At 45.5% G+C, this 19,789-nt stretch carries 18 protein-coding genes; 12 read left to right on the forward strand and 6 right to left on the reverse strand.

Translation table 11 applies throughout. The annotated features are described in order from the left end of the window. Window positions 1-196: 196 nt before the first annotated feature. Window positions 197-1,258, reverse strand: coding sequence for a LacI family DNA-binding transcriptional regulator (locus ACKTT9_RS07695; RefSeq protein WP_407872986.1), 1,062 nt, complete (start codon window positions 1,256-1,258; stop codon window positions 197-199). Window positions 1,259-1,458: 200 nt separating this feature from the next. Between ACKTT9_RS07695 and ACKTT9_RS07700 the strand changes: the two genes are divergently transcribed. Next, window positions 1,459-2,304: a helix-turn-helix transcriptional regulator gene (locus ACKTT9_RS07700; RefSeq protein WP_407871081.1), complete on the forward strand. Its 846-nt coding sequence runs from the start codon at window positions 1,459-1,461 to the stop codon at window positions 2,302-2,304. A gap of 43 nt (window positions 2,305-2,347) precedes the next feature. Then, window positions 2,348-3,712 carry a hypothetical protein gene (locus ACKTT9_RS07705; RefSeq protein ID WP_407871082.1) on the forward strand — a complete coding sequence of 455 codons (1,365 nt, stop codon included), beginning with the start codon at window positions 2,348-2,350 and terminating at the stop codon, window positions 3,710-3,712. Between the two features lie 86 nt (window positions 3,713-3,798). On the opposite strand, the gene ACKTT9_RS07710 is transcribed toward ACKTT9_RS07705, so the two are convergent. Both ACKTT9_RS07710 and ACKTT9_RS07715 read right to left on the reverse strand, forming a co-directional pair. Beyond that, the gene (locus ACKTT9_RS07710; protein WP_407872987.1) at window positions 3,799-4,854 is read right to left on the reverse strand and encodes a LacI family DNA-binding transcriptional regulator; all 1,056 of its coding nucleotides are present in this window, start codon (window positions 4,852-4,854) and stop codon (window positions 3,799-3,801) included. 48 nt (window positions 4,855-4,902) lie between these two features. After that, complete coding sequence (locus tag ACKTT9_RS07715) at window positions 4,903-5,841, reverse strand: nucleoside hydrolase (protein ID WP_407871083.1); 939 nt, start codon at window positions 5,839-5,841, stop codon at window positions 4,903-4,905. A 305-nt stretch (window positions 5,842-6,146) separates the two neighbouring features. Between ACKTT9_RS07715 and ACKTT9_RS07720 the strand changes: the two genes are divergently transcribed. The 8 genes from ACKTT9_RS07720 to ACKTT9_RS07755 all read left to right on the forward strand — a co-directional run bounded on the left by ACKTT9_RS07720 (window position 6,147) and on the right by ACKTT9_RS07755 (window position 16,099). After that, complete coding sequence (locus ACKTT9_RS07720) at window positions 6,147-7,103, forward strand: ABC transporter permease subunit (protein WP_315953391.1); 957 nt, start codon at window positions 6,147-6,149, stop codon at window positions 7,101-7,103. After that, window positions 7,100-8,026: a carbohydrate ABC transporter permease gene (locus ACKTT9_RS07725; RefSeq protein ID WP_407871084.1), complete on the forward strand. Its 927-nt coding sequence runs from the start codon at window positions 7,100-7,102 to the stop codon at window positions 8,024-8,026. Before ACKTT9_RS07720 ends, ACKTT9_RS07725 begins: the two co-directional genes overlap by 4 nt. An 86-nt stretch (window positions 8,027-8,112) precedes the next feature. Next, window positions 8,113-9,621, forward strand: coding sequence for an extracellular solute-binding protein (locus ACKTT9_RS07730; protein WP_407871085.1), 1,509 nt, complete (start codon window positions 8,113-8,115; stop codon window positions 9,619-9,621). Window positions 9,622-9,632: 11 nt separating this feature from the next. Then, complete coding sequence (locus ACKTT9_RS07735) at window positions 9,633-12,089, forward strand: GH116 family glycosyl-hydrolase (RefSeq protein ID WP_407871086.1); 2,457 nt, start codon at window positions 9,633-9,635, stop codon at window positions 12,087-12,089. A gap of 173 nt (window positions 12,090-12,262) precedes the next feature. Next, complete coding sequence (locus ACKTT9_RS07740; protein ID WP_315953395.1) at window positions 12,263-13,330, forward strand: ADP-ribosylglycohydrolase family protein; 1,068 nt, start codon at window positions 12,263-12,265, stop codon at window positions 13,328-13,330. A gap of 40 nt (window positions 13,331-13,370) precedes the next feature. After that, a complete protein-coding gene (locus ACKTT9_RS07745) occupies window positions 13,371-14,486 on the forward strand; it encodes an ADP-ribosylglycohydrolase family protein (protein ID WP_407871087.1) in 1,116 nt (371 codons plus the stop codon). A gap of 15 nt (window positions 14,487-14,501) precedes the next feature. Further along, window positions 14,502-15,587 carry a Gfo/Idh/MocA family oxidoreductase gene (locus tag ACKTT9_RS07750; protein WP_407871088.1) on the forward strand — a complete coding sequence of 362 codons (1,086 nt, stop codon included), beginning with the start codon at window positions 14,502-14,504 and terminating at the stop codon, window positions 15,585-15,587. 41 nt (window positions 15,588-15,628) lie between these two features. Beyond that, window positions 15,629-16,099, forward strand: coding sequence for an RpiB/LacA/LacB family sugar-phosphate isomerase (locus ACKTT9_RS07755; RefSeq protein WP_407871089.1), 471 nt, complete (start codon window positions 15,629-15,631; stop codon window positions 16,097-16,099). A 47-nt stretch (window positions 16,100-16,146) separates the two neighbouring features. Here the strand turns inward: ACKTT9_RS07755 and ACKTT9_RS07760 are convergent, their stop codons facing one another. Continuing rightward, the gene (locus ACKTT9_RS07760) at window positions 16,147-16,863 is read right to left on the reverse strand and encodes a response regulator transcription factor (protein WP_127457576.1); all 717 of its coding nucleotides are present in this window, start codon (window positions 16,861-16,863) and stop codon (window positions 16,147-16,149) included. A gap of 144 nt (window positions 16,864-17,007) precedes the next feature. On the opposite strand from ACKTT9_RS07760, the gene trmL reads away from it, so the two are divergent. Together trmL and ACKTT9_RS07770 are read left to right on the forward strand one after the other, a co-directional pair. Then, the gene (trmL, locus tag ACKTT9_RS07765) at window positions 17,008-17,472 is read left to right on the forward strand and encodes a tRNA (uridine(34)/cytosine(34)/5-carboxymethylaminomethyluridine(34)-2'-O)-methyltransferase TrmL (RefSeq protein ID WP_127457615.1); all 465 of its coding nucleotides are present in this window, start codon (window positions 17,008-17,010) and stop codon (window positions 17,470-17,472) included. Between the two features lie 193 nt (window positions 17,473-17,665). After that, entirely contained in the window at window positions 17,666-17,920 is a 255-nt protein-coding gene (locus ACKTT9_RS07770; RefSeq protein WP_127457616.1) for an AbrB/MazE/SpoVT family DNA-binding domain-containing protein, read from the forward strand. A gap of 320 nt (window positions 17,921-18,240) precedes the next feature. On the opposite strand, the gene ACKTT9_RS07775 is transcribed toward ACKTT9_RS07770, so the two are convergent. Together ACKTT9_RS07775 and ACKTT9_RS07780 are read right to left on the reverse strand one after the other, a co-directional pair. Beyond that, entirely contained in the window at window positions 18,241-19,308 is a 1,068-nt protein-coding gene (locus ACKTT9_RS07775) for a phosphodiester glycosidase family protein (RefSeq protein WP_407871090.1), read from the reverse strand. Beyond that, window positions 19,308-19,739, reverse strand: coding sequence for a hypothetical protein (locus ACKTT9_RS07780; RefSeq protein WP_157319491.1), 432 nt, complete (start codon window positions 19,737-19,739; stop codon window positions 19,308-19,310). The genes ACKTT9_RS07775 and ACKTT9_RS07780 overlap by 1 nt, the downstream gene beginning before the upstream one ends. Between the last annotated feature and the right edge of the window lie 50 nt (window positions 19,740-19,789).

Consider the following 19,789-nt stretch of genomic DNA (forward strand, 5'->3'; position numbering starts at 1 on the left):
GAAAAAAGACCCTGTGGTTCCTCTACTTCCATGGCATGCCGGATATTTGCCAAAATAGCGCCCTGTAGTTCCCTCCGAGGATATGTTGCCTTATAAGGTTCATTATTTGCGACGTGCAAGCCGTTTAAAGTAAGAAGAGTACCTTGAACTTGCCACGTTGCACCGCGGGAGTTGCAACTTGTACAGTGACCAAGTGTCACTCTTGCCGTAATCGAGCAGTGCTGTCACGGATGACTAATTCCGGTTTTTTGGGCATCTCAAAAGACGGTGTCTTGCCTTCAATCCGCTGCAGCAGAAGATCTACAAGCTTGGAGCTGGTCCAGGTTATATCGTAGCCGACATTTGTTAAATTGGGACGCAGCGTGCGAAAAAACTCGGAAGGCCCGAAGCCAATGACAGATACATCCTGTGGCACTCTGTACCCCTGATCAGCGAAGTAGTTCAAGGCTGCGACCGTTGTAATCTCATTCGAGATCAGGAGCGCTGAAGGTTTTTGCGTCTGAAATAATTGATAGATCGCATTATAGCTTTGATCCATTTGTCCAATAATAGGGACGATCATTTCTTCTTTGAACGGCACACCATACTGGGCCAAGGCTTTCTTAAAGCCATTTATTCTTTCGACATTGAAGGATAACATGCTGCCTTTGACACTTCCCACCAACATACGAATATCCGTATGGTTCAAATCGAGCAGATATTTAGCTGCGATATAACCGCCTTCGAAGTCGTCCGAGGATACGTAGTAACGGTCTTGAGGGTTGTTAGAGTATTTCATATTGAAGACGTAAGGGATTTCAGCTTCGTCTAGCAAGGAAGTCAACGTATCATTTTGAGAGGGGCTGAAAATAATAAAGCCGTCCGCGAGTTGATTTTTGATTACCTCAAAATAGGAATAAGCGTCCCCTTCAGCGGACGTGATAATTAAAATGTTGTAACCTTCTTTGTGGGCTTTCTCGGTCAAGCCTTTAAATTGCGCTTGAAATCCAGCATTCGACATGATCTCGCTAATATGAGCCTGGCTAATTACTAGTCCAAGAATATAGCTTTTGCCGGACTTGAAGATGCGAGCTGTCTTGTTTGGAATGTAGCCGAGACTTTCGATGACCTCTAGAACCTTTTGCCTTGTTCGGGGTTTCACGAGGTCAGAATCATTTAATACTCTAGAGACGGTAGAAGCAGTGACATTCGCCTTCAAGGCGACGTCACGGATAGTAGGCTTTTTGATGGAGACTCTCTCCTTTGGAAAGCGTGGAATGAATTAATGATAACGATGCCATTATATCATTTTATCTGAAAAAATTACAGTAAATTGTTCAATAAAAACGTGGGAATTCAGGTTGACATCCTTTGAAAGCGGGTCTAATATAATGTTGTAAGTGCTTTCAGTTCTTTGTGAAGCAAAATGGCAACGGTACCATTTCTTATGAAAATTTCAATAAAGAGAGGGGTATGACCTTGCATAATTCGTTGCAAATTTCCAAGAAGATGACGCGTACATATCATTTTTTAAACAAAGGAACCAATTTCTACAATTTGAATTATGTTGCACGTATGCCAACGACGGCTTCGAGGAATGGGGAAAGCCTCCCATTTGATGATCGGAATCAACATAAGAGTTATGAGTACGCAACACTTTTTGAACTGGAAGAAAAGCTCTGCAGTACGATGATGCGGAGCACAGTCAAGAAGCTGCAAAGTACGCTGGACTACATTGAGCTGCGTATGGATGCTATTCAGCCAGAAGATACGAGCGCGGCAAGGCGTGTGTATCTTCACTTGATGCATGCCATAATTCGAACGGTATATAAAGCTGGATTTACACTCAGGGACATGATGGAATGTGATATTGACCCATGTGCCAGCATGGAGCAGTTTGCAACCAAGCAAGAGATTCACCGTTATTTGGAAGAGATTTGCCTGCATATATGTAAGCATATGCTTGCATTACGTGTGGACAAAAACCAACGTATTGTGTGGGAGATCAAGTCCTACATCGATGAACACTTTAACCAGGACTTTGGACTTGAGCATGTATCTGAGTTAGTGAAGTGCTCCTCTACATATATAAATCGCTTACTGAAGCAGTACACAGGAAGCACTTTTTATAACTTATTGACTGCAAGGCGCATCGTAAGCTCCAAGCAATTGCTTTCCTTGAATGATTGGACGGTTTGTCAAATCAGTAATAAAGTTGGCTACAATAATGTGCACAGTTTTATACGTGCCTTTAAGCGAAGCGAAGGCATCACACCCGGGCAATATCGCGACTTGCTTCTCTATAACGCCTTGGAGCTTGAGTAAAAATGGCAACGGTACCATTCTTATTTTTGATAAGGAGGCAACTATGGAAAGAGTCAGAAATAACAATCTGGGCTTAATTCCTTTAGCAGGTATTTGCAGCTATGAACAAGCCTGCAATGTCGGTTATGACATTGACCGTTCGGTGAGTTTATTGAAAAGGTATGTGTACGTGGAAACCCAACTGACGAACATTTTCGCCGCACATCTTGCCCATGTGCCTGAATGGGAAGTAAAGTGTGCTTCGGGCTTGCACATGTGGCTCGATGCCGAGCATAGTGCCATGCTTCGTAAGCGAATTACAGAGATGCGCGAACCTCCGCATGATTTGGACAAAACGCCAGATGCTGCGATTGAATTGTTTTTTCAGGAGTTGATTCGGTCGCAAACGACCCTGGAGCTTATGGTTGGTATTTATGGCGTAGCCAAGAAGGAACTTATTCGATCTTTAAACAAGTATTTGGTAGAAACCAATCCGTTAGCGGATCATCCTACGTGTCGAGTGCTCAAAATCATCTTAGTGGAAGAAGAAGAGATGCAGCTATGGGGAGAGCAGGCGATACAAGCGTTGATGATAACAGAGGAGGATCGAATAGCCGCACAACAATGGCAGGAGCATTTGCAATGCTGTTTGCAAGCGGCAGGAGGCTTCTCAGGTGATTTGGAGAAATCAGCGAACTGGACGCCTACTACTCCTCGTACCAAAGATGGCAAACCTTATGACATGGAAGCTGAACCACGCCGGGATGCCCGATTTGCCGATACGTATAACTCAGCGGGGAAAATAGATGAGTATTATCTAGAGGAGACACGGCCTTCAGACGAGAGAACATATGCCTTGATCTATAAAAGGTTGAAGGAAATGACAGTTCCAGAGTGGATGGGGCCAATCATTTACAAGACGAAGGGGAAACCGTGGGACTATTATGTGGATATGAGCAGACAACTGTGGGATGAGGCCCGTCATTCCATGCTCGGTGAGGTTGGTTTGTATCAAGACGGTGTTGAATTTTATAAATACCCCATCGACTTTAGAACAAGCTTAACATTGAACACGAAGTTCGAACCGTTGGAAGCGCACATCATTTTGTGGTATTTCGAGCAAAGGCAAATGCCCAAAAAGACAGGGAAACGGCTAGAGTGGGAGATTGCCAAAACGTCGGACAATGAGCTTGCTATCACGTTTCAGGATTACGATTGGGCTGATGAGGTGCTTCACACGCAAATCGGCAGAAAATGGCTTGTACCGGAGGTCGGCGGCTTAGAAGAGCTGAAGAAGAAAGCGGAGGAGTTATTGCCCAGAATAGTGGAAGAGAGGGCTAAATTGGATGAACGATCGGATCAAAAGCAATGGTGGCCGGATTTTTTAACTGAAATGCGAGCAGGTCGGGATCGGATTCTCGATAGGTAGCTTAACATGCCATACATGAAAAATGAAAACTCCGTATTGAGCAGCAGGTCTAGGAGACCAGCCCATACTCGTACGGAGTTTTTTCATCAGTGTTCTTTTACTGCCAAGACAGTTGGGTGAATATATCTTGCCGTACTTCCCCGAATGATCAGCTCGGGTTTTTTTGGTCTTTCAAGAACCACTGGCCTGCCTTCAATTCGCTGCAGCAGCAGATCGACCAGCTTGTCGCTGGACCATGTAATGTCATAGCTGACATTCGTTAAATTCGGCCGATGATGCCGAAAAAATTCTGATGGACCGAAACCGATGACAGACACATCCTGCGGTATACGGTAACCATAATCGAAAAAATAATTTAAAGCGGCCACCGTCGTTGTTTCGTTTGAAACCATCAGAGCAGTGGGCTTTTGCGTCTGGAACAATTGATGGATTAAATTGTAGCTCTCTTCCATCTGACCGGGTATGGTGACAATCATTTCCTGTTTGAACACGATGCCGTATTCGTCGAGTGCCTTTTTGAAACCAAGCACGCGATCTTCATTGAAAGGCATAATAGTCCCTTTTACAATACCAAGAATAAAGCGAATATCCGTATGGTTCAAATCTAGCAAGTATTTAGCCGCCATATATCCACCCTCAACATCATCCGAGGAGATATAGTAACTATCTTCGGGATTATTGGAATATTTCATATTGAACACATAGGGAATGCCGGCTTCTTCAAGCAGGGAGGTCAAGGACTCATTGATAGACGGACTTAATATGATAAATCCATCGGCTACCTGATTTTTGATTACCTCAAAGTAGGAGTTGGGTTCAGCATCGGTTGAAGTGATAATGAGCATGTTATATCCTTCGTTGTGCGCTTTGACGGTTAGCGCTTTAAACCTTGCTTGGAATCCGGCATTTAAGACGAGTTCGCTAATATGCTGCGTACTAATTACGAGTCCGAGGATATGGCTTTTGCCGGATTTGAACACGCGAGCCGTTTTGTTTGGAATGTAGCAGAGGCTCTTGGCGGCTTCCAGTACCCGCTGTCTTGTGCAAGGTTTAACGAGGCTGGAAGCATTCATAACTCTGGATACGGTGGAGGGAGTTACGTTTGCTTTTTCGGCAACGTCAAGAATAGTTGGCTTTTTGATGAGGCTTCCCTCCTAAACATAGTAACGATAACTGCCACCGTGACAAATTTAGTTAGGCAGCTCCCGTAGTTTGGCAAATAAGTCCATGTACACTAGACTCCGATCAATATCTATCGCTTCTTTATAAAAGTGACGAGAATCATCGAAAGAATATGTAAATCCGGGATTGAGAACTGGAGTCCGCCTTACCATAGAAGGCACCCATTGCTCGTTAAGTACCCAGGCAATAGCTGCAACATCCCAAAGCACTTTGGACCATCCCATCTTATTTTGTCCAAACCGGGTAAATCGACCGTGGAACATATCGCTGAAGTAGGTGCCAAGCTTATTTTGCCCACGCAAACAGGCATCAATTTCATATGGCGTAGTCAGCAAATGGGACGCAACCCCATGACATGGGAGTACGACTAAAGGCACGCCACTGTCAAAAATAAGCGAAGAGGCCTGATAGTCTTGCGACACATTAAAGATTTTCTGAGTGGGCCACCAGTAGGCATTCGGACCAAGCCACACGACGACCATATTGTGAATGATTTCAGGACATTTTGCGATAGCTGAAGCCACATTCGTAATGGCGCCAATGGCAACCACATACAGCGGTTCGCTGGATGAAAGAGCCAGGTCAATGATTTTATCCGCAGCTTCGCTCGACACTGGCTCAGTATGACTGGTCATGTATTGCGATGAACCCTTATAGACCGGAGGAGCATTCTTCACATCCATCAGCTGCATAATATTCAGGATTTCCTTATAGCTTTTCTCCATGCCATCCGCCGGGCTGACCGAGTTCCAATTGAAGAAAGGTGCGGCTGTAACGGCCAGTAAATCGATTTTTTCCGGGGAAAGCAGCGCATAGGCTAAGGCAAATTGATCGTCAACTTCGTTAAATGTGTCCGTATCCAATACCATGCGAACTCGGCCTTCCGGGAATGTAAGTCTTTGCAGCATGGTGCTGTCATCCAGCTTGGGCCACGTAGATTTAGTCATTTTGTGCCACCTTTCCAATCGTTAACAGGATTTTGAAATGATAAGTTGTATTATAGGGGAACAAGTTAAATTTATGGAATATTCAATTATCTAAACAGGTGTCAATTTTATAAATGCACATTTGTTTCATAATTGCACAATCTGAGATGTTAACTGTGTATTTACTACAGGATAAGGAGAGGGCTATGATAGAGGTATCAAACGGGAAGGGCTGAATGGAGTGAAGCGCTAGTTGGATAACGTAAATTATTATTTGAATATTCAGATAGTTGCCAATTACTGTACATAGATTGCGAGGTGTTCATATGAGTGAAAATTCAGGTTCGCAGACAGTGAGGTTGGTAAGATCCGCACGTCAACCGCTGGCGTTGACCAGGCTACTGAAAAATCTCGTCCGCTATAAGTATTTCTATATGATGTTAATCCCCGGTCTTCTGTACATCGCCATTTTTCATTATGCACCGATGTTCGGGTTGGTCATTGCCTTTCAGGATTATCAAATTTTTAATGGGGTATGGGGCAGCAAATTTGTGGGCTTCGACAATTTCATGTATTTATTTCAAGCCCCTCAGTTTATCACAGCTATGAAAAATACGTTTATAATCAGCGCATATAAAATTATCTTAGGTTTTCCTGTTCCGATTTTGCTGGCGCTGCTAATCAATGAAGTTCGTATTTTGATTTTTAAGCGCAGTATCCAGACCATTCTTTATCTGCCTCACTTTTTATCGTGGATTGTTATGTCTGGTTTAATGTTTAACTTCCTATCCGATCAAGGACCGGTTAACAAACTCATTAAGATGATGGGTGAGAAGGCCATTTACTTCTTCAGTGATGAGGTTTATTTCAGAAGCATATTGGTTATATCCGACATTTGGAAAGAGATGGGCTGGAACGCCATTATTTACTTGGCAGCACTGACCGTTGTATCGCAGGATTTGTATGAGGCGGCCAAGATGGATGGTGCTACAAGGTTTCAGTGCATGATGAAGATTTCGCTTCCTAGTATTATGCCTATTATTATGATCATGCTGCTGCTGCGAATGGGAAGTGTGCTTAATGTAGGATTCGAGCAAGTATTTAACTTGTATAACCCGATGCTTTATGGTGTAGGCGATATTATTGATACTTATGTTTACCGAATTGGAGTTCTGGAAAATAAATTCCATATTTCTGCGGCTGCTGGCATGTTCAAATCCGTTATTGCGTGCATCATGGTCGTGACCACCTACTATTTCCTAGAAAAAGTGGAGGATAAATGATGAAGCCGATACTTTCGCACACCGTCAGACCACGCCGCCGTGTTTTTGGACTCAATGCTGATAGCGCTTTCGGAGTAATTAACCTGCTAATTCTTTCCGTTATAACTTTGGCGACACTGCTTCCAGTAATCACCGTTCTGCTAAGCTCAATAACACCGATGAGTGATGTAATCAATCAACCCAATGCATTTATCGTTATACCGACAAGCCTTACATTTGAGTATTATGCCTGGTTATTTCGAGGCAGCTCCAAGATTATAGATGCGTATACGATTACTATTCTAAGAACGCTGATTGGTACAACGGTCAGCCTTGTCATCACCATTCTTACAGCGTATCCGCTCTCAAAGAAGTTTTTACCGGGGCGCAGTGGCATTATGGGGATCTTCTTTTTCACCATGTTGTTTTCCGGTGGAATGATTCCAACCTTCCTGGTCGTTAACAGCTTGTATTTGACAAATACGTTTTGGGCAATGATTATTCCCAGCGCGTTAAGCGTGTACAATTTGATCATTATGCGGACATTTTTCCAAACAATCCCGATTGAATTGGAAGAGTCGGCGATTATCGATGGTGCGTCCGAAATGACTACTTTGCTGAAAGTTATTTTGCCCGTCATGCTACCTTCCCTGGCCACCATAAGCTTGTTTTACGCAGTGGCTCACTGGAACTCTTTTTTCGACGCTGTATTGTATATCACTGACCGGCAGTTATGGCCGCTGCAGCTGCTATTACGCGAAATTTTGGTCGCGAATGATATCGGCGGACTCGCGCTCGGTGGTTCGTTGTCTGACAACAGACCGCCTGCATCGGTGCTTATTAATTCCACTATCGTAGTGGCGGTGCTGCCGATTATGTGCGTCTATCCGTTTTTGCAGCGGTATTTTGTGCAAGGTATGATGGTCGGCTCCATTAAAGGGTAAGCGATGGATAACAGTTTCCCAAGAAGCGGCAAGCCCCGCCAATCGGCAGGTTTGTAATACAACAAATCAATGGGAGGTTATGTAAAATGAACGGAAAGCAGAAAGTCAGCTTAGGTCTATCCGCCGCATTGCTTCTATCACTGGTTACCGCTTGTACCAAAAACGATGCATCGCCACCGGCACAAGTTTCAGACGCTGATGCAGGCCCTATTAAACTACTATATACAAAGGGCGGTTTTGAAAAGGCACCGGACAACAATCCCATCAAAGATACGATTGAAAAAACCACCGGCGTGAAATTTGAACAAATTTCTCCGCCTTCAGCGAACTATGCGGATCAGGTACCCGTCATTATGGCCTCCAAAGATAAACCGGACGTTGCCATGATGCCAACGAGTCAAGCGGTTTTTGACTATGCGAAGCAGGGCGCATTGCTAGATTTGAAGCCATATCTGAGCCTGATGCCGGATATTCAGAAGAATATTCCGAAGGAAGCGTTAGATTATTTTACAGTAGATGGTAAATTGTGGGCGATTCCACTCTGGCTTCATCCGCAGCGCTACAATTTTGTTATTCGTGGAGATTGGTTAAAAAAAGTTAATCTGCCTGTACCTAAAACACTTGATGAGCTGCACAATGTGCTGGTTGCTTTTGTTGAGAAAGATCCTGACGGCAACGGCGCGAAAGACACCTATGGCATTAGCGGCCTTGGACTCGATTCACTCGATGGCATTTTCGGAGCATTTGGCGTTATAGCTGGAGATGCACCTTGGGTAAGTACAGCGAAAGCGAGCGTTTATTTCGTTGAAAAGGACGGTAAGCTGATTCCCCAAACAACGCGCCCAGAAGCGAAGGAAGCTCTTCAGGTGTTAGCAAACTGGTACAAAGAAGGACTTATTGATCCAGAAATGTTTACGCACAGTTCGGCTGTGAGAGACGAGAAATTTGTTAAAAATCGTTATGGTGTATCAGCTAACTGGTGGACTTGGGAATCAAATATGGAAAATACCATGAAGAAAACCGATCCGAATGTCGAACTGCTTCGCATCGCTCCGCCGATAGGACCTCGAGGTGAATCGGGCTTACGCGGTGCAGGGATGGTTGCCCGTGGCGTGGTCGTGTTGAAGGATACGAAACACCCTTCCGCTGCGGCCAAGTTTATGAACTATTTTAATACCGAAGAAGGCGGTTTTACGACGTATACCGGTCTTGAAGGCGTGCAATGGGAGAAGAAGGACGGCAAAATCTACACCACAGAGCAATGGAATAAAGACAGCAAGTGGATTCAATGGTACTCCTTATTTGAAAATGAAGCTCCTTTGTTAAAGGTAGAAACTTACGCGGTTCAATCCCGTCGAGATGCTTTCAACTGGAAAGTTATTACGAATGCTGCTGATATGATGAACTCACAAGCAGAATTGAAGTATCAAGCCGACTTACGCGGATTGACAGCTGACTACTACGCTCGGTTTATTACCGGTAAAACACCTTTGTCTGAATTCGATAAATACGTGGATGAATTCAACAAACGAGGCGGCAAAGAGTGGACTGATGAAGTTAACAAAATTTATCAAGAGAAAAAAGCGAAAAAATAGGAGCAGAAAACATGGTGTTATCCCATAAGAAGGTATCACATGTCCGATCAGCCAGATCATTCACTGCTGAAGCGTCGGAGGCGGCATTCCTGTTAGGGGGAATAGGTACTGGCAACGTATCGCTTGGCAGCCGGGGTGAGTTCAGAGATTGGGAGCTTTTCAATCACCCTGATAAGGGACTCCATTTTCCTAATTCCTATTTCGCAATATGGGTTAAGGAAGAGGGCGAGCCTTCCATCGCAAAGGTGCTGCAGTCGCAATTCAAACCGCCGCACAGCAAACCTCATGGATATTCCCCGTATGCCGGGGGTGGACTTCCGAGAATGGAGGCATCCCGCATGTCAGGCGAGTATCCGATCTGCCGAATCGTGTTCGAGGATTCTAAATTGCCGGTGCAGGTGGAACTGGAGGCTTATACACCCTTCATTCCTTTGAATGCGGATGACTCCGGTATCCCCGGAACGATTATGACCTACTGGGTAAAAAATGTATCGGACGGCCCTATAGATGTGACCGTGGCGGGCTCGCTAATTAATCCTATAGGCGGGATTAGCTTTAACGCTTTCGGCAGTATGGAGCTGCCTGCCACAGGCCGGAATGTTAATGACTTTGTGCAAAAAGATGGAATCAGCGGTCTATTTTTTCACTCTCATAAGCATGCTGATACCGACCTGCTTTACGGCAACATGTCACTTGTCACAACGAATCCAAATGTTACGAGCAAGCGTGTTTGGCTGCGAGGCGCCCATTTTGATTATCTTCAGGAATTTTGGGATGATTTCGCAGAAGATGGCCGACTGAATGATCTTGGTTATGAGACACCTTCCGATGATTGCAAAACGGATACCGGTTCTTTAGGTATCTTTGAAACGCTGGCTCCAGGAGAAACAAAGCAGTTCCAGTTTATCATGAGCTGGTATTTCCCGAATCGGATCAATGGCTGGAGCGAGCAGTTCCGTGTCAGAGCAGAAGGTAGAGAGATCACCCAAAACTATTATGCTACTCGGTTTGACAGCTCATGGTCGGCGGCAGCCTACATCGTACAGCATTTTGAAAGATTAGAAAGGGAAACGTATCTGTTCCAAAACGCTTTATTTCATAGTACATTGCCTGATTACGTGCTTGACGCGATGTCCGCCAATATTACCGTTCTTCGCAGTACAACCTGTTACTGGCTGGAAAACGGCAAGTTTTTTGGTTTTGAGGGCAGCTTGAATCATTTGGGCAGTTGTGAAGGAACTTGTACGCATGTATGGAACTATGCACAAACTGCCGCATTTTTGTTTCCAACGTTGGAGCGCAGCATGAGACAAACGGAGTTTTTGCTGGAAATGCATGAAGACGGCAAGATGAACTACCGCGCTACGAAAGTGTTCGAATCAGAGTTCGTATGGCCAGGCAACCTCATAGCGCCGGGAGCTGCAGATGGTCAGATGGGCGCCATCATGCGAGTGTTTAGGGAATGGAAGCTTAGCGGAGAGGATGAATTCGTTAAGGAACTGTGGCCTTCCGTTCAGAAAGCCTTACAATACGGCTTGGAACATTGGGATACAGACGGCGATTATGTGCTGGATGGGCAGCAGCATAACACATATGATATTGATTTCCATGGCCCTAACCCGCTGACTGGAACGATGTTCTTAGGAGCTTTGCGGGCGGCGGAGGAAATAGCAGCCTATCTCGGAGAAACCGACAAAGCAAGGGCATATCGGGACATCTTTGAAAAAAGCCTCATCCGGCTCGAGGAATTAATGTGGAATGGCGAGTACTACGTGCAAATGGTAGAGGATGTAGACCAACATAAGCACCAGCTTGGTTTAGGCTGCCTGTCTGATCAGTTGCTGGGACAACAATTTGCGCATTTGTATGGGCTTGGGTATTTACTTCCTCCAGACAAGGTGAGGAGTGCCTTGAGTTCAGTGTTTAAACATAATTTTAGAGACAATTTTAACAAGCATGCCAATTGCCAGCGTGCCTATGCGCTTAACGACGAACAAGGTATGTTGCTTTGCTCCTGGCCGCAAGGCGGTCGTCCGAAGCTGCCATTTGTGTACTCAGATGAAGTTTGGACCGGCATTGAATACCAGGTAGCCACACATCTGATTTACGAAGGTTTTCTTGAAGAGGGCCTGAAGCTTGTCAAAACCGTTCGGAATCGGCACGATGGGATTCGGCGTAATCCATGGAACGAGGTGGAATGCGGTCATCATTATGTCCGCTCCATGGCCAGCTGGGGTCTGCTTATCGCGTTAAGCGGGTTCAAATATGACATGGTTCAGGGCACAATGGCATTTGCACCTGTCATCGATGCAGACAGGTTCACCTCATTTTGGAGCACAGGTAAGGCATGGGGGACGTATTCTCAACGGATAAATCAGGCGGGGGATTACGAAGCAGAAATCAAGGTGCTCTATGGTGATATGACAGGAGTTCGTGTAATTGCTTGCGGCAAGGATTACATTCTCTAATTCCTCCGTGTCTTTAAAAATGGCAACGATACCATTCGGAGATTTGAGAGGAATGAATGCTTGAAAGGGGTGATGGTACTAGTTTATTTGTCCCGTTTTAAGGGAAGGCGAAACATCATGTTGATCTATTTATTCGTAAATAATCCATAGAACAATTGAGGAGAGAACAATCTATGAGTGAAAAAGTGAGCTTAAAAGACAAATTTTACGGTTGTATAGCTGGTGTTCATATTGGGTCCGCGATGGGGGCGCCTGTAGAGGGCTGGGATTTTGAACGGACGGAAGAAACGTATGGCATCCTGGATAAATTGGTATCTTACGAGCATTTCAATAATGGCTGGGTGCGTGAGGCGGGTACGACGGAGGACGGTGTCGAGAGACAGAAACTGATGATCTCCGCCATTATTGAGAAACAGGATCGAGTTACGGCAGAGGAAGTCCGCAGACAGTGGATAGCGAAAATTAAGCCTGAGTCAGCAGGCATGATCTCGGAGCCATTCGAAGCCGTATTGCTAGCGATGGCAAAAAGCGGTATTCCGGCCAGGGATATCGGGAAATATTGTGATTACGCCGGACTGAATAGTTTCTCACGTTCCTGCCATCCGATTGGACTCATAAACGCCGGTGATGTGGAAAATGCCATTAACGATGTGAACGAAGTCGGACAACTGTATCAAACATCCAATGGACGAGGGTTAAAATGGGCGGCTGTAACGGCAACGGCGATTGCAACCGCTACGAAAGCGAATGCAACCGTAGATAGCGTAATTGGGGCGATCTACAATTATTGCGACCCCGATGTCGTTGTAAAGGAAATTGACCGTGAGCTTAAACGCACACAAAACATTACGGATATTCGCGAACTGCGCAAAGTCTTGTATGAGTCTTATAGCATTAGAGGGATTCCATATGAGGTAAGTTATGCGAACGAAGTTGTAACCAAAGCGATATGCATATTCAGAATGGTCAATGCCAACGTCAAGGATGCTTTGATTACCGCTGTTAATATGGGCCGTGATACGGACTGCGTTACAGCGGTTGCTGCTGGAATTTCTGGTGCGTTGAGCGGAACGAGTTCCATTCCTGAGGAATGGATTAAGCAAGTTGATTATGCAACTTCGCTGCACGTTGTAAGCAATTCGCACAGAACGATGAAAGAACATTCGGAAGGATTGTACCAGGCCTATCATTCAAGACTACTGAAACTGAAAGCGTATTCGGAACAAATGTCTGCAATTTAACTAATGCGCATAATCTAACTATGTGAGGAGAGTTCTTTCAATGAGCGAAAATATTAGTCTGAAGGAAAAATTTTATGGTTGTATAGCGGGAACTTATGTGGGTGCTGCCATGGGCGCTCCTGTTGAGGGATTGAGCCATCAAGAGATTGAAGCGAAATACGGTGTTTTGAATACATTATTGCCCTATGAGCGCAATAACAACGGTTGGATACGTGAGGCAGGCACGACAGAAGACGGAGTGGAAAGACAAAAGCTTATGACGACAGCCATCCTTGCCAAACAAGATCGTGTAAATGCGGAAGATATCCGCTCCATCTGGGTGAGGGACATTAAGCCGGACGCAGGCGGAATGATCACGGAACCGTTTGAAAATACGCTGCTGGCGGTTGCCAAAAGCGGTATCCCTGCCCGGGACATCGGTAAATATTGCGATTATGCGGGATTAAGTAGTGCGTCTGGCTCCTGCCAGCCAATCGGTTTAATTAACGCCGGCGATGTTCGCAATGCAGTTGCGGATGCCTTTGAAATCGGACAGCTGTATCAGACGTCCAAAAGCTACGCTGTCCGCTGGGCAGGCGTTTCCGCCGCAGCGATTGCTTCGGCTGCCAAGCCAGGTGCAACCGTAGATAGCGTCATTGGCGACATTTTCAGATATTGCGATTATACCGATCTTGCGCTCAAAATTGATGGCAACAAGTATGGCTACCTTCGTGATAATGTCATACAGGAGCTGGACTCCGGCTTGAAACGTACTGCACACTGCAAGGATTTCGGCGAATTGAGAGAGGCCTTTGACAAAATTTATTACGGTTGTGGAGTTCCCTACTGCAACAGCTTTGCGAACGAAGCATTAACAAAGGCGATCTGCATTCTAAGATTAGTAAACGGAAACGCGTATGAAGCTATCCTTGCAGGCGTAAATATGGGGAGAGATACAGGGGCTGTGGCTGCAATTGCTGGTGGACTGGCTGGCGCGCTGAAAGGGGCAGGATCCATCTCTGCCGAATTGATTAAGCAGGTGGATGATGCAACAAGTTTGAATCCGTACACCAATAATCAAAGAACAATTCAGGAACAAGCGGATGGTTTGTATCGAGCCTTTCACGCAAGATTGCAAAAGATTAATACATTTACGGAAACAATGTTGGCTGTTTAAAGGGGGAAAGTTTCATTGACCAGGTTAAAAATAGGCATTATCGGTCTTGGCGAGGTAGCCCAAATTATCCATTTTCCCGTATTGGAATCCATGTCTGAGAGGTATGAAATCGCTGCCATCTGCGACATTTCACCTAAGTTATTAGAGGTTATCGGGGATAGGTATCACGTGCCGAACCGCTATGTGGATGCTGCCGAAATGGCGAGCCTTCCAGAGCTGGATGCCGTTCTCATCTGCAATAGTGATGAATATCATGCGGATTGTGTAATTGCCGCACTCCAGAACAAAAAGCATGTGCTAATCGAAAAACCGATGTGCTTAACCTTGCAAGAAGCTGATGACATCATTCGTGTCCGGGATGAAATGGGCGTGAAGGTGATGGTCGGTTATATGAGAAGGTATGCCCCTGCATTCGTGCAAATGGTTGAAGAAGTGAAGAAGCTGGATACAATCAACTATGTGAGGGTCCGCGATATTATTGGTGGAAATCATTTGTTTATCGACCAATCGAGTAAAGTCCACCGTTTCGATGATATCAGTGAGCATGCTAAGTCAGACCGTGTCGATCGCGCGGCCAAATTGGTGAAGGATGCCATTGGCGAAGCCCCTGCGGACTTGCGTTCAGCCTATCGTTTGCTTTGTGGGTTAGGCAGTCATGATCTATCCGCGATGAGGGAAGTGATCGGATTCCCCAAAAGAGTGGTTTCCGCTCGGCAATGGAATAACGGCCGATTTATGAGCGCGATATTGGAATATGACGGATTTCATGTTACCTATGAAACGGGGATTGACAATATAAGACGTTTTGATGCGCACATTGAAGTTTACGGCAACAACAAATCGCTGAAGGTTCAGTACAATACGCCGTACATGCGTCATCTTCCTACAACACTGCAGGTGAACGAAACCAATGGGGAAGCGTATAACGAAACGGTTGTTCGACCTACCTTTAAGGATGCGTACACTTGTCAATTTGAGTATTTTTACGATGTAGTCGTGAATGATTTAACGCCGAAAACAACGCCGGAGGATGCGAAAGAGGACTTAAAGCTATTCCGGATGCTGATTGAAGCTATGATGGAAAATGAGCCAAACAGCTAGTTATGTCGGTATCTCGCAAGGTATTAAGGGAGGGAAGGCATTTGAAGATTGCCTTGGGAAGCGATCATTGCGGTTATGAATTGAAGGTAGCTCTGAAGCCGCTATTTGCTCAACTGGGCGTTGAAGTTACCGACTTCGGTTGTCATTCGGTTGATCCGGTAGATTTTCCAGATGTGGCTAGAACCGTGTGCAACGCTGTGCGCGGTGGGGAGTTTCAGAGGGGAATCATGGTTTGCGGTACAGGCGTAGGTGCCGCGATTGCAGCCAATAAGATTCCGGGCATTCGGGCTTCGGTATGCCATGATATCCATTCGGCGCATCAATGTGTGGAGCATGATGATGTAAATATCATGTGCCTAGGTGCGCAGATCATCGGGCCTTGGCTGGCAGAGGATTTAGTCCGTTCGTTTTTGCAAGCTGAGTTCCATACTGATGAACATTTCCGTAGACGTGTAAATAAGCTTCATAGTTTGGAGTTAGAAGGAGCAAGAGAATTGATGAACGGTAAATGAATAATCGCCGCCCCTGCTTCTTAAGTGGGCGGCGATTTTGTCATTTCTTAAGCAAGTGATTCTTTCACGACAGGCTCCGTCAGTTTGTAACCAACATTGCGGATCGTCATGATATATTCCGGATTGCGGGCGTTTTGTTCGATTTTATCGCGCAAATGGGAAATGTGCACATCGACGATTCGGGTATCGCCCAGGAAGTGATAGTCCCAGACGCCATGAAGCAGCTGTTGTCTGCTTAGGACTTTACCGCGGTGTTTGCATAGGAATAGCAGCAGTTCAAATTCTTTGGGTGTGAGTTCAATCGGTGCGCCGTTCATCGTAACTTCGCGTTGGTCAGCTTTGATTGAAATCTGGCCAATTGTAATCGGCGTGTTTTCGGATGCAGACGGCAACGTTTGAATCCGGCGATGAATCGCATGAATACGGGAAATAAGTTCTTGCGGCGAAAACGGCTTCGTCATGTAATCGTCGGCCCCGTTATCGAGCCCTGCAATTTTATCCGTAAGGTCCTGCATGGCTGTGAGCATAATAATCGGAACGAGGTTATTCTGGTTTCTCAGTTTGCGGCATACTTGAAAGCCGTCCATTTTCGGCAGCATAAGGTCTAGAACAATGAGGTCAGGTCGAAAAGTTTGAATCGCATCAAATACAGCTTCACCATCGAATACGCAATATACTTCGAAGCCCACGAGCTTCAGGTTGAACTCTATAAGCATGGAGATTGAAGGTTCGTCATCGACAACGAGGATCTTTTTTTTCAGCATTTAGGTTGACTCCTTTTATCGAGAAGGATAACTCTATTATGAAGGGGCTCTATCATCGACATATTAAGATAAAGTTAACCCTGTGTAAAATTGCAATCCATGGGCGCATATAATAGGATAGAAGATGAGGTGAATTTGACAGAGATGGCTTTCCATATTGTACTAGTAGAACCCGAAATTCCTGCAAATACAGGAAACATATCAAGGACATGCGCGGCAACAGGCACGCATCTCCATTTGGTCAGGCCGCTGGGCTTCCAGACGGATGACAAAACACTGAAGCGCGCTGGTTTGGATTATTGGCACTCCGTAAAACTCGAGTATCACGATTCATTTGACGAAGTGCTGGAGATGTATAAAGGGCATCGTTTCTTTTTTGCAACGACGAAGGCCAAAAAGCGTTACACAGAATTTACATTTCAGGATGGCGACTTTTTAGTTTTTGGCAAAGAGACGAAAGGTCTCCCGGAAGATCTTCTGCGTCAGCATCCGGAGACGCTGCTTCGACTTCCGATGTCGGATAACGTCCGGTCGCTCAATTTATCCAATTCGGTTGCCATTATGCTCTATGAGGCATTGCGGCAGACCGGTTTCGAGGGTCTTGACTAGATGAACTAGATCGTAGAATGACAACCTTATTTAGGTCTGTGTCGACAAAATTGACAATAAAAGAAATTTCCGCTTTTAATTAGAAGGAGTTTCTTGACCAACGGCGAATAGTATTCCCTATCAGTCCGTATAGATATGCTAAGCCAAGACGCGAGCATAGAAAATGATAGCGGAAGAGAGGTGAAGTCCTATGATGAAACCAGCCGGAGTCGTTCGTAAAGTCGATCAATTGGGACGTATTGTTCTGCCTAAATCGTTACGTAAACGATATCAAATGAATGAAGGGGATCCTGTCGAGATTTTGGTACAGGGTGATCATATCATTTTGGAGAGATACCGCCCGAAATGCGTATTTTGCGGCAGTATGGAGAGCGTGAGTGAATTCAAAGAACGTTACATATGCAGCACTTGTGTAACAGAAATGAATGTACTTAAAGTGAGAGCGTAATAACGAAAAAAGCATCGTCTTTCCTTCATGGAAAGAGGTGCTTTTTTTTCGTTCAGCCGAACGTAAAAAAACCACCGGAATGAGACATTCCGATGATCTTTGGTAAACTTACAGGCCCTTAGTTTTGTCCTCGTTATAGGAAGCCGTCATCATTGCGACGAGAAATAGCACAAAAACGGAATTAACGAGCCAAAATGTTGCTGATAAGCCAAACATTGCTGCACCCCCTATAGGTTAAAGAACGTAGAAGCATATAGTTAAACTTTATTATACCCCAAACATTCTAAAAAAAATATTGAATAAAATGTGAATAAATGCGGTTATTTGAAAAATAAAAAGTTCGTAGCCAGCGGTCTCAGCTTACCATCGGACGGGCGATTAATGACGCTTCCACCCATGACTAGTGTAGTAGAACCGCCTCCGTCAAGGTTATAGGCGTCAACAATGCCTAGCTGCTGCATCTTGTCCTGAAGCTCAGCCAGCGTTGCACCAGAGTTGCCGCTTTCGTCATATCCGTCAGTCACGATAAACAGCAGCTGGTCGTTCTTGTAATTGGCCATCACGGTTCGGGCCGCACGCGCCGGCGAGCTCTGCCACTGATACGGGATGGTTGCTTTGGCTCCGTTCTTGAGGAGCGTCGGAACGAAGGTCGAACCCATCAGCGGATTCAGCTTGTCCAGGTCAGCTTGGGAGCTGAACTTACCGCCTATCAGCTGGCGGTCTTTATTCAAGCCGATGAAAATCGTATCGTTTTTCGTCGGGAAAAAGCCGTTTAAGTACTTGCCGTTCATCACCGTCGTGTCGAGCGGGTAGCGCTTGCCTTTGCTGTCATCGGCAAAGCCTCCTGCGTTCACCCCGGCAATAGCGCCGTAGCGTGACACAGCTTCCAAAGTGGTCTCGCTGGAGCCCATTTTATCCTTGCCGAGAACAAGCTTAATGGCTTTATCGCTTTTGAGGTTTACTTTAAGCGCATAACCTTTGTAGTTATTTTCACTTAAAGCAAACAGTTTCAAGTCGATATTCCCCGATGAGGCTTGGCGAATGGGACTGCCAAGCTTCGCGGTAATCCGCGCATCATATATGATGCCGGGCTTGGCGACTTGGGCTGTGGCGCTCTGAAGGGCTGCCGTGACTTCGGCTGTGCTTTTCTCATACAGTTCAAAATATTTCTGAATAATCGTCTTGGTTTGCGCTGCATCCGTCGTTGCTTTGGTCAGCAAGCCGTCAAGCGCAGACGATTCTTGCTGAAAAGAAACCGGAACTGCAGGAGCAGTTGACCATGGATGAATAGGGATATTCGCGGTAACGAAAAGCAGCCAAATCAACATGCCCACGAACGGGGCGCAAGCCAGTAGAAAGACGCGATTGATACCTTGAATGGTCGTCATTATTTCAACACATCCAAGTTCTTTTGCAGCTCATCGAGCTTCTTCTTCACATCAGCCAACTGGGTATAGAGCTGGTTGCTGTTATCGGTCTTGCTGTTAGCGCTGTCCTTCGTGAAAGCAAGCAGTTCATTCAAGGAGTCTACCTTGGTCTGTAAAGCTTTCATCTCTGTTGAAACGTTGTCTTTCAAGTCAGTCACTTGCTTCTGATAATCTTCCTGCACGACTTGCAATTGCTGCTGGGTTTGCTGTGCGATATCGGTTGCGATTTGTTGTCTTAAATGCTCTGTATACAGCATGGCTGCTGCCACTCCGATTGCGATCAGCATGACCCAACCAAGAAACAAGTAAACGTACGTTTTTCTTCCAGCTTTTGTGGCTTTGGCCGCGCGAGGGAAGGAATTCGCTGTTGTTGTCTCGATTTGCATACTCATGATAATCACCTCTGTCTCCTAGTATAGCATATTCCCTATTTTATACAGAA

Origin of the sequence: Paenibacillus sp. P36, assembly GCF_045866505.1 — a bacterium.
In the GTDB taxonomy this organism is placed as follows: Bacteria; Bacillota; Bacilli; order Paenibacillales; family NBRC-103111; genus Paenibacillus_E; species Paenibacillus_E chondroitinus.

Bases quoted from the DNA above. Each gene is read 5' to 3' on its own strand.
- ACKTT9_RS07775 (WP_407871090.1), bottom strand. From the start codon at position 19,308: ATGACGACCATTCAAGGTATCAATCGCGTCTTTCTACTGGCTTGCGCC.
- trmL (WP_127457615.1), top strand. From the start codon at position 17,008: ATGGCTTTCCATATTGTACTAGTAGAACCCGAAATTCCTGCAAATACA.
- ACKTT9_RS07730 (WP_407871085.1), top strand. From the start codon at position 8,113: ATGAACGGAAAGCAGAAAGTCAGCTTAGGTCTATCCGCCGCATTGCTT.
- ACKTT9_RS07745 (WP_407871087.1), top strand. From the start codon at position 13,371: ATGAGCGAAAATATTAGTCTGAAGGAAAAATTTTATGGTTGTATAGCG.
- ACKTT9_RS07720 (WP_315953391.1), top strand. From the start codon at position 6,147: ATGAGTGAAAATTCAGGTTCGCAGACAGTGAGGTTGGTAAGATCCGCA.
- ACKTT9_RS07715 (WP_407871083.1), bottom strand. From the start codon at position 5,841: ATGACTAAATCTACGTGGCCCAAGCTGGATGACAGCACCATGCTGCAA.
- ACKTT9_RS07725 (WP_407871084.1), top strand. From the start codon at position 7,100: ATGATGAAGCCGATACTTTCGCACACCGTCAGACCACGCCGCCGTGTT.
- ACKTT9_RS07735 (WP_407871086.1), top strand. From the start codon at position 9,633: ATGGTGTTATCCCATAAGAAGGTATCACATGTCCGATCAGCCAGATCA.
- ACKTT9_RS07760 (WP_127457576.1), bottom strand. From the start codon at position 16,863: ATGCTGAAAAAAAAGATCCTCGTTGTCGATGACGAACCTTCAATCTCC.
- ACKTT9_RS07705 (WP_407871082.1), top strand. From the start codon at position 2,348: ATGGAAAGAGTCAGAAATAACAATCTGGGCTTAATTCCTTTAGCAGGT.
- ACKTT9_RS07740 (WP_315953395.1), top strand. From the start codon at position 12,263: ATGAGTGAAAAAGTGAGCTTAAAAGACAAATTTTACGGTTGTATAGCT.
- ACKTT9_RS07780 (WP_157319491.1), bottom strand. From the start codon at position 19,739: ATGAGTATGCAAATCGAGACAACAACAGCGAATTCCTTCCCTCGCGCG.
- ACKTT9_RS07770 (WP_127457616.1), top strand. From the start codon at position 17,666: ATGAAACCAGCCGGAGTCGTTCGTAAAGTCGATCAATTGGGACGTATT.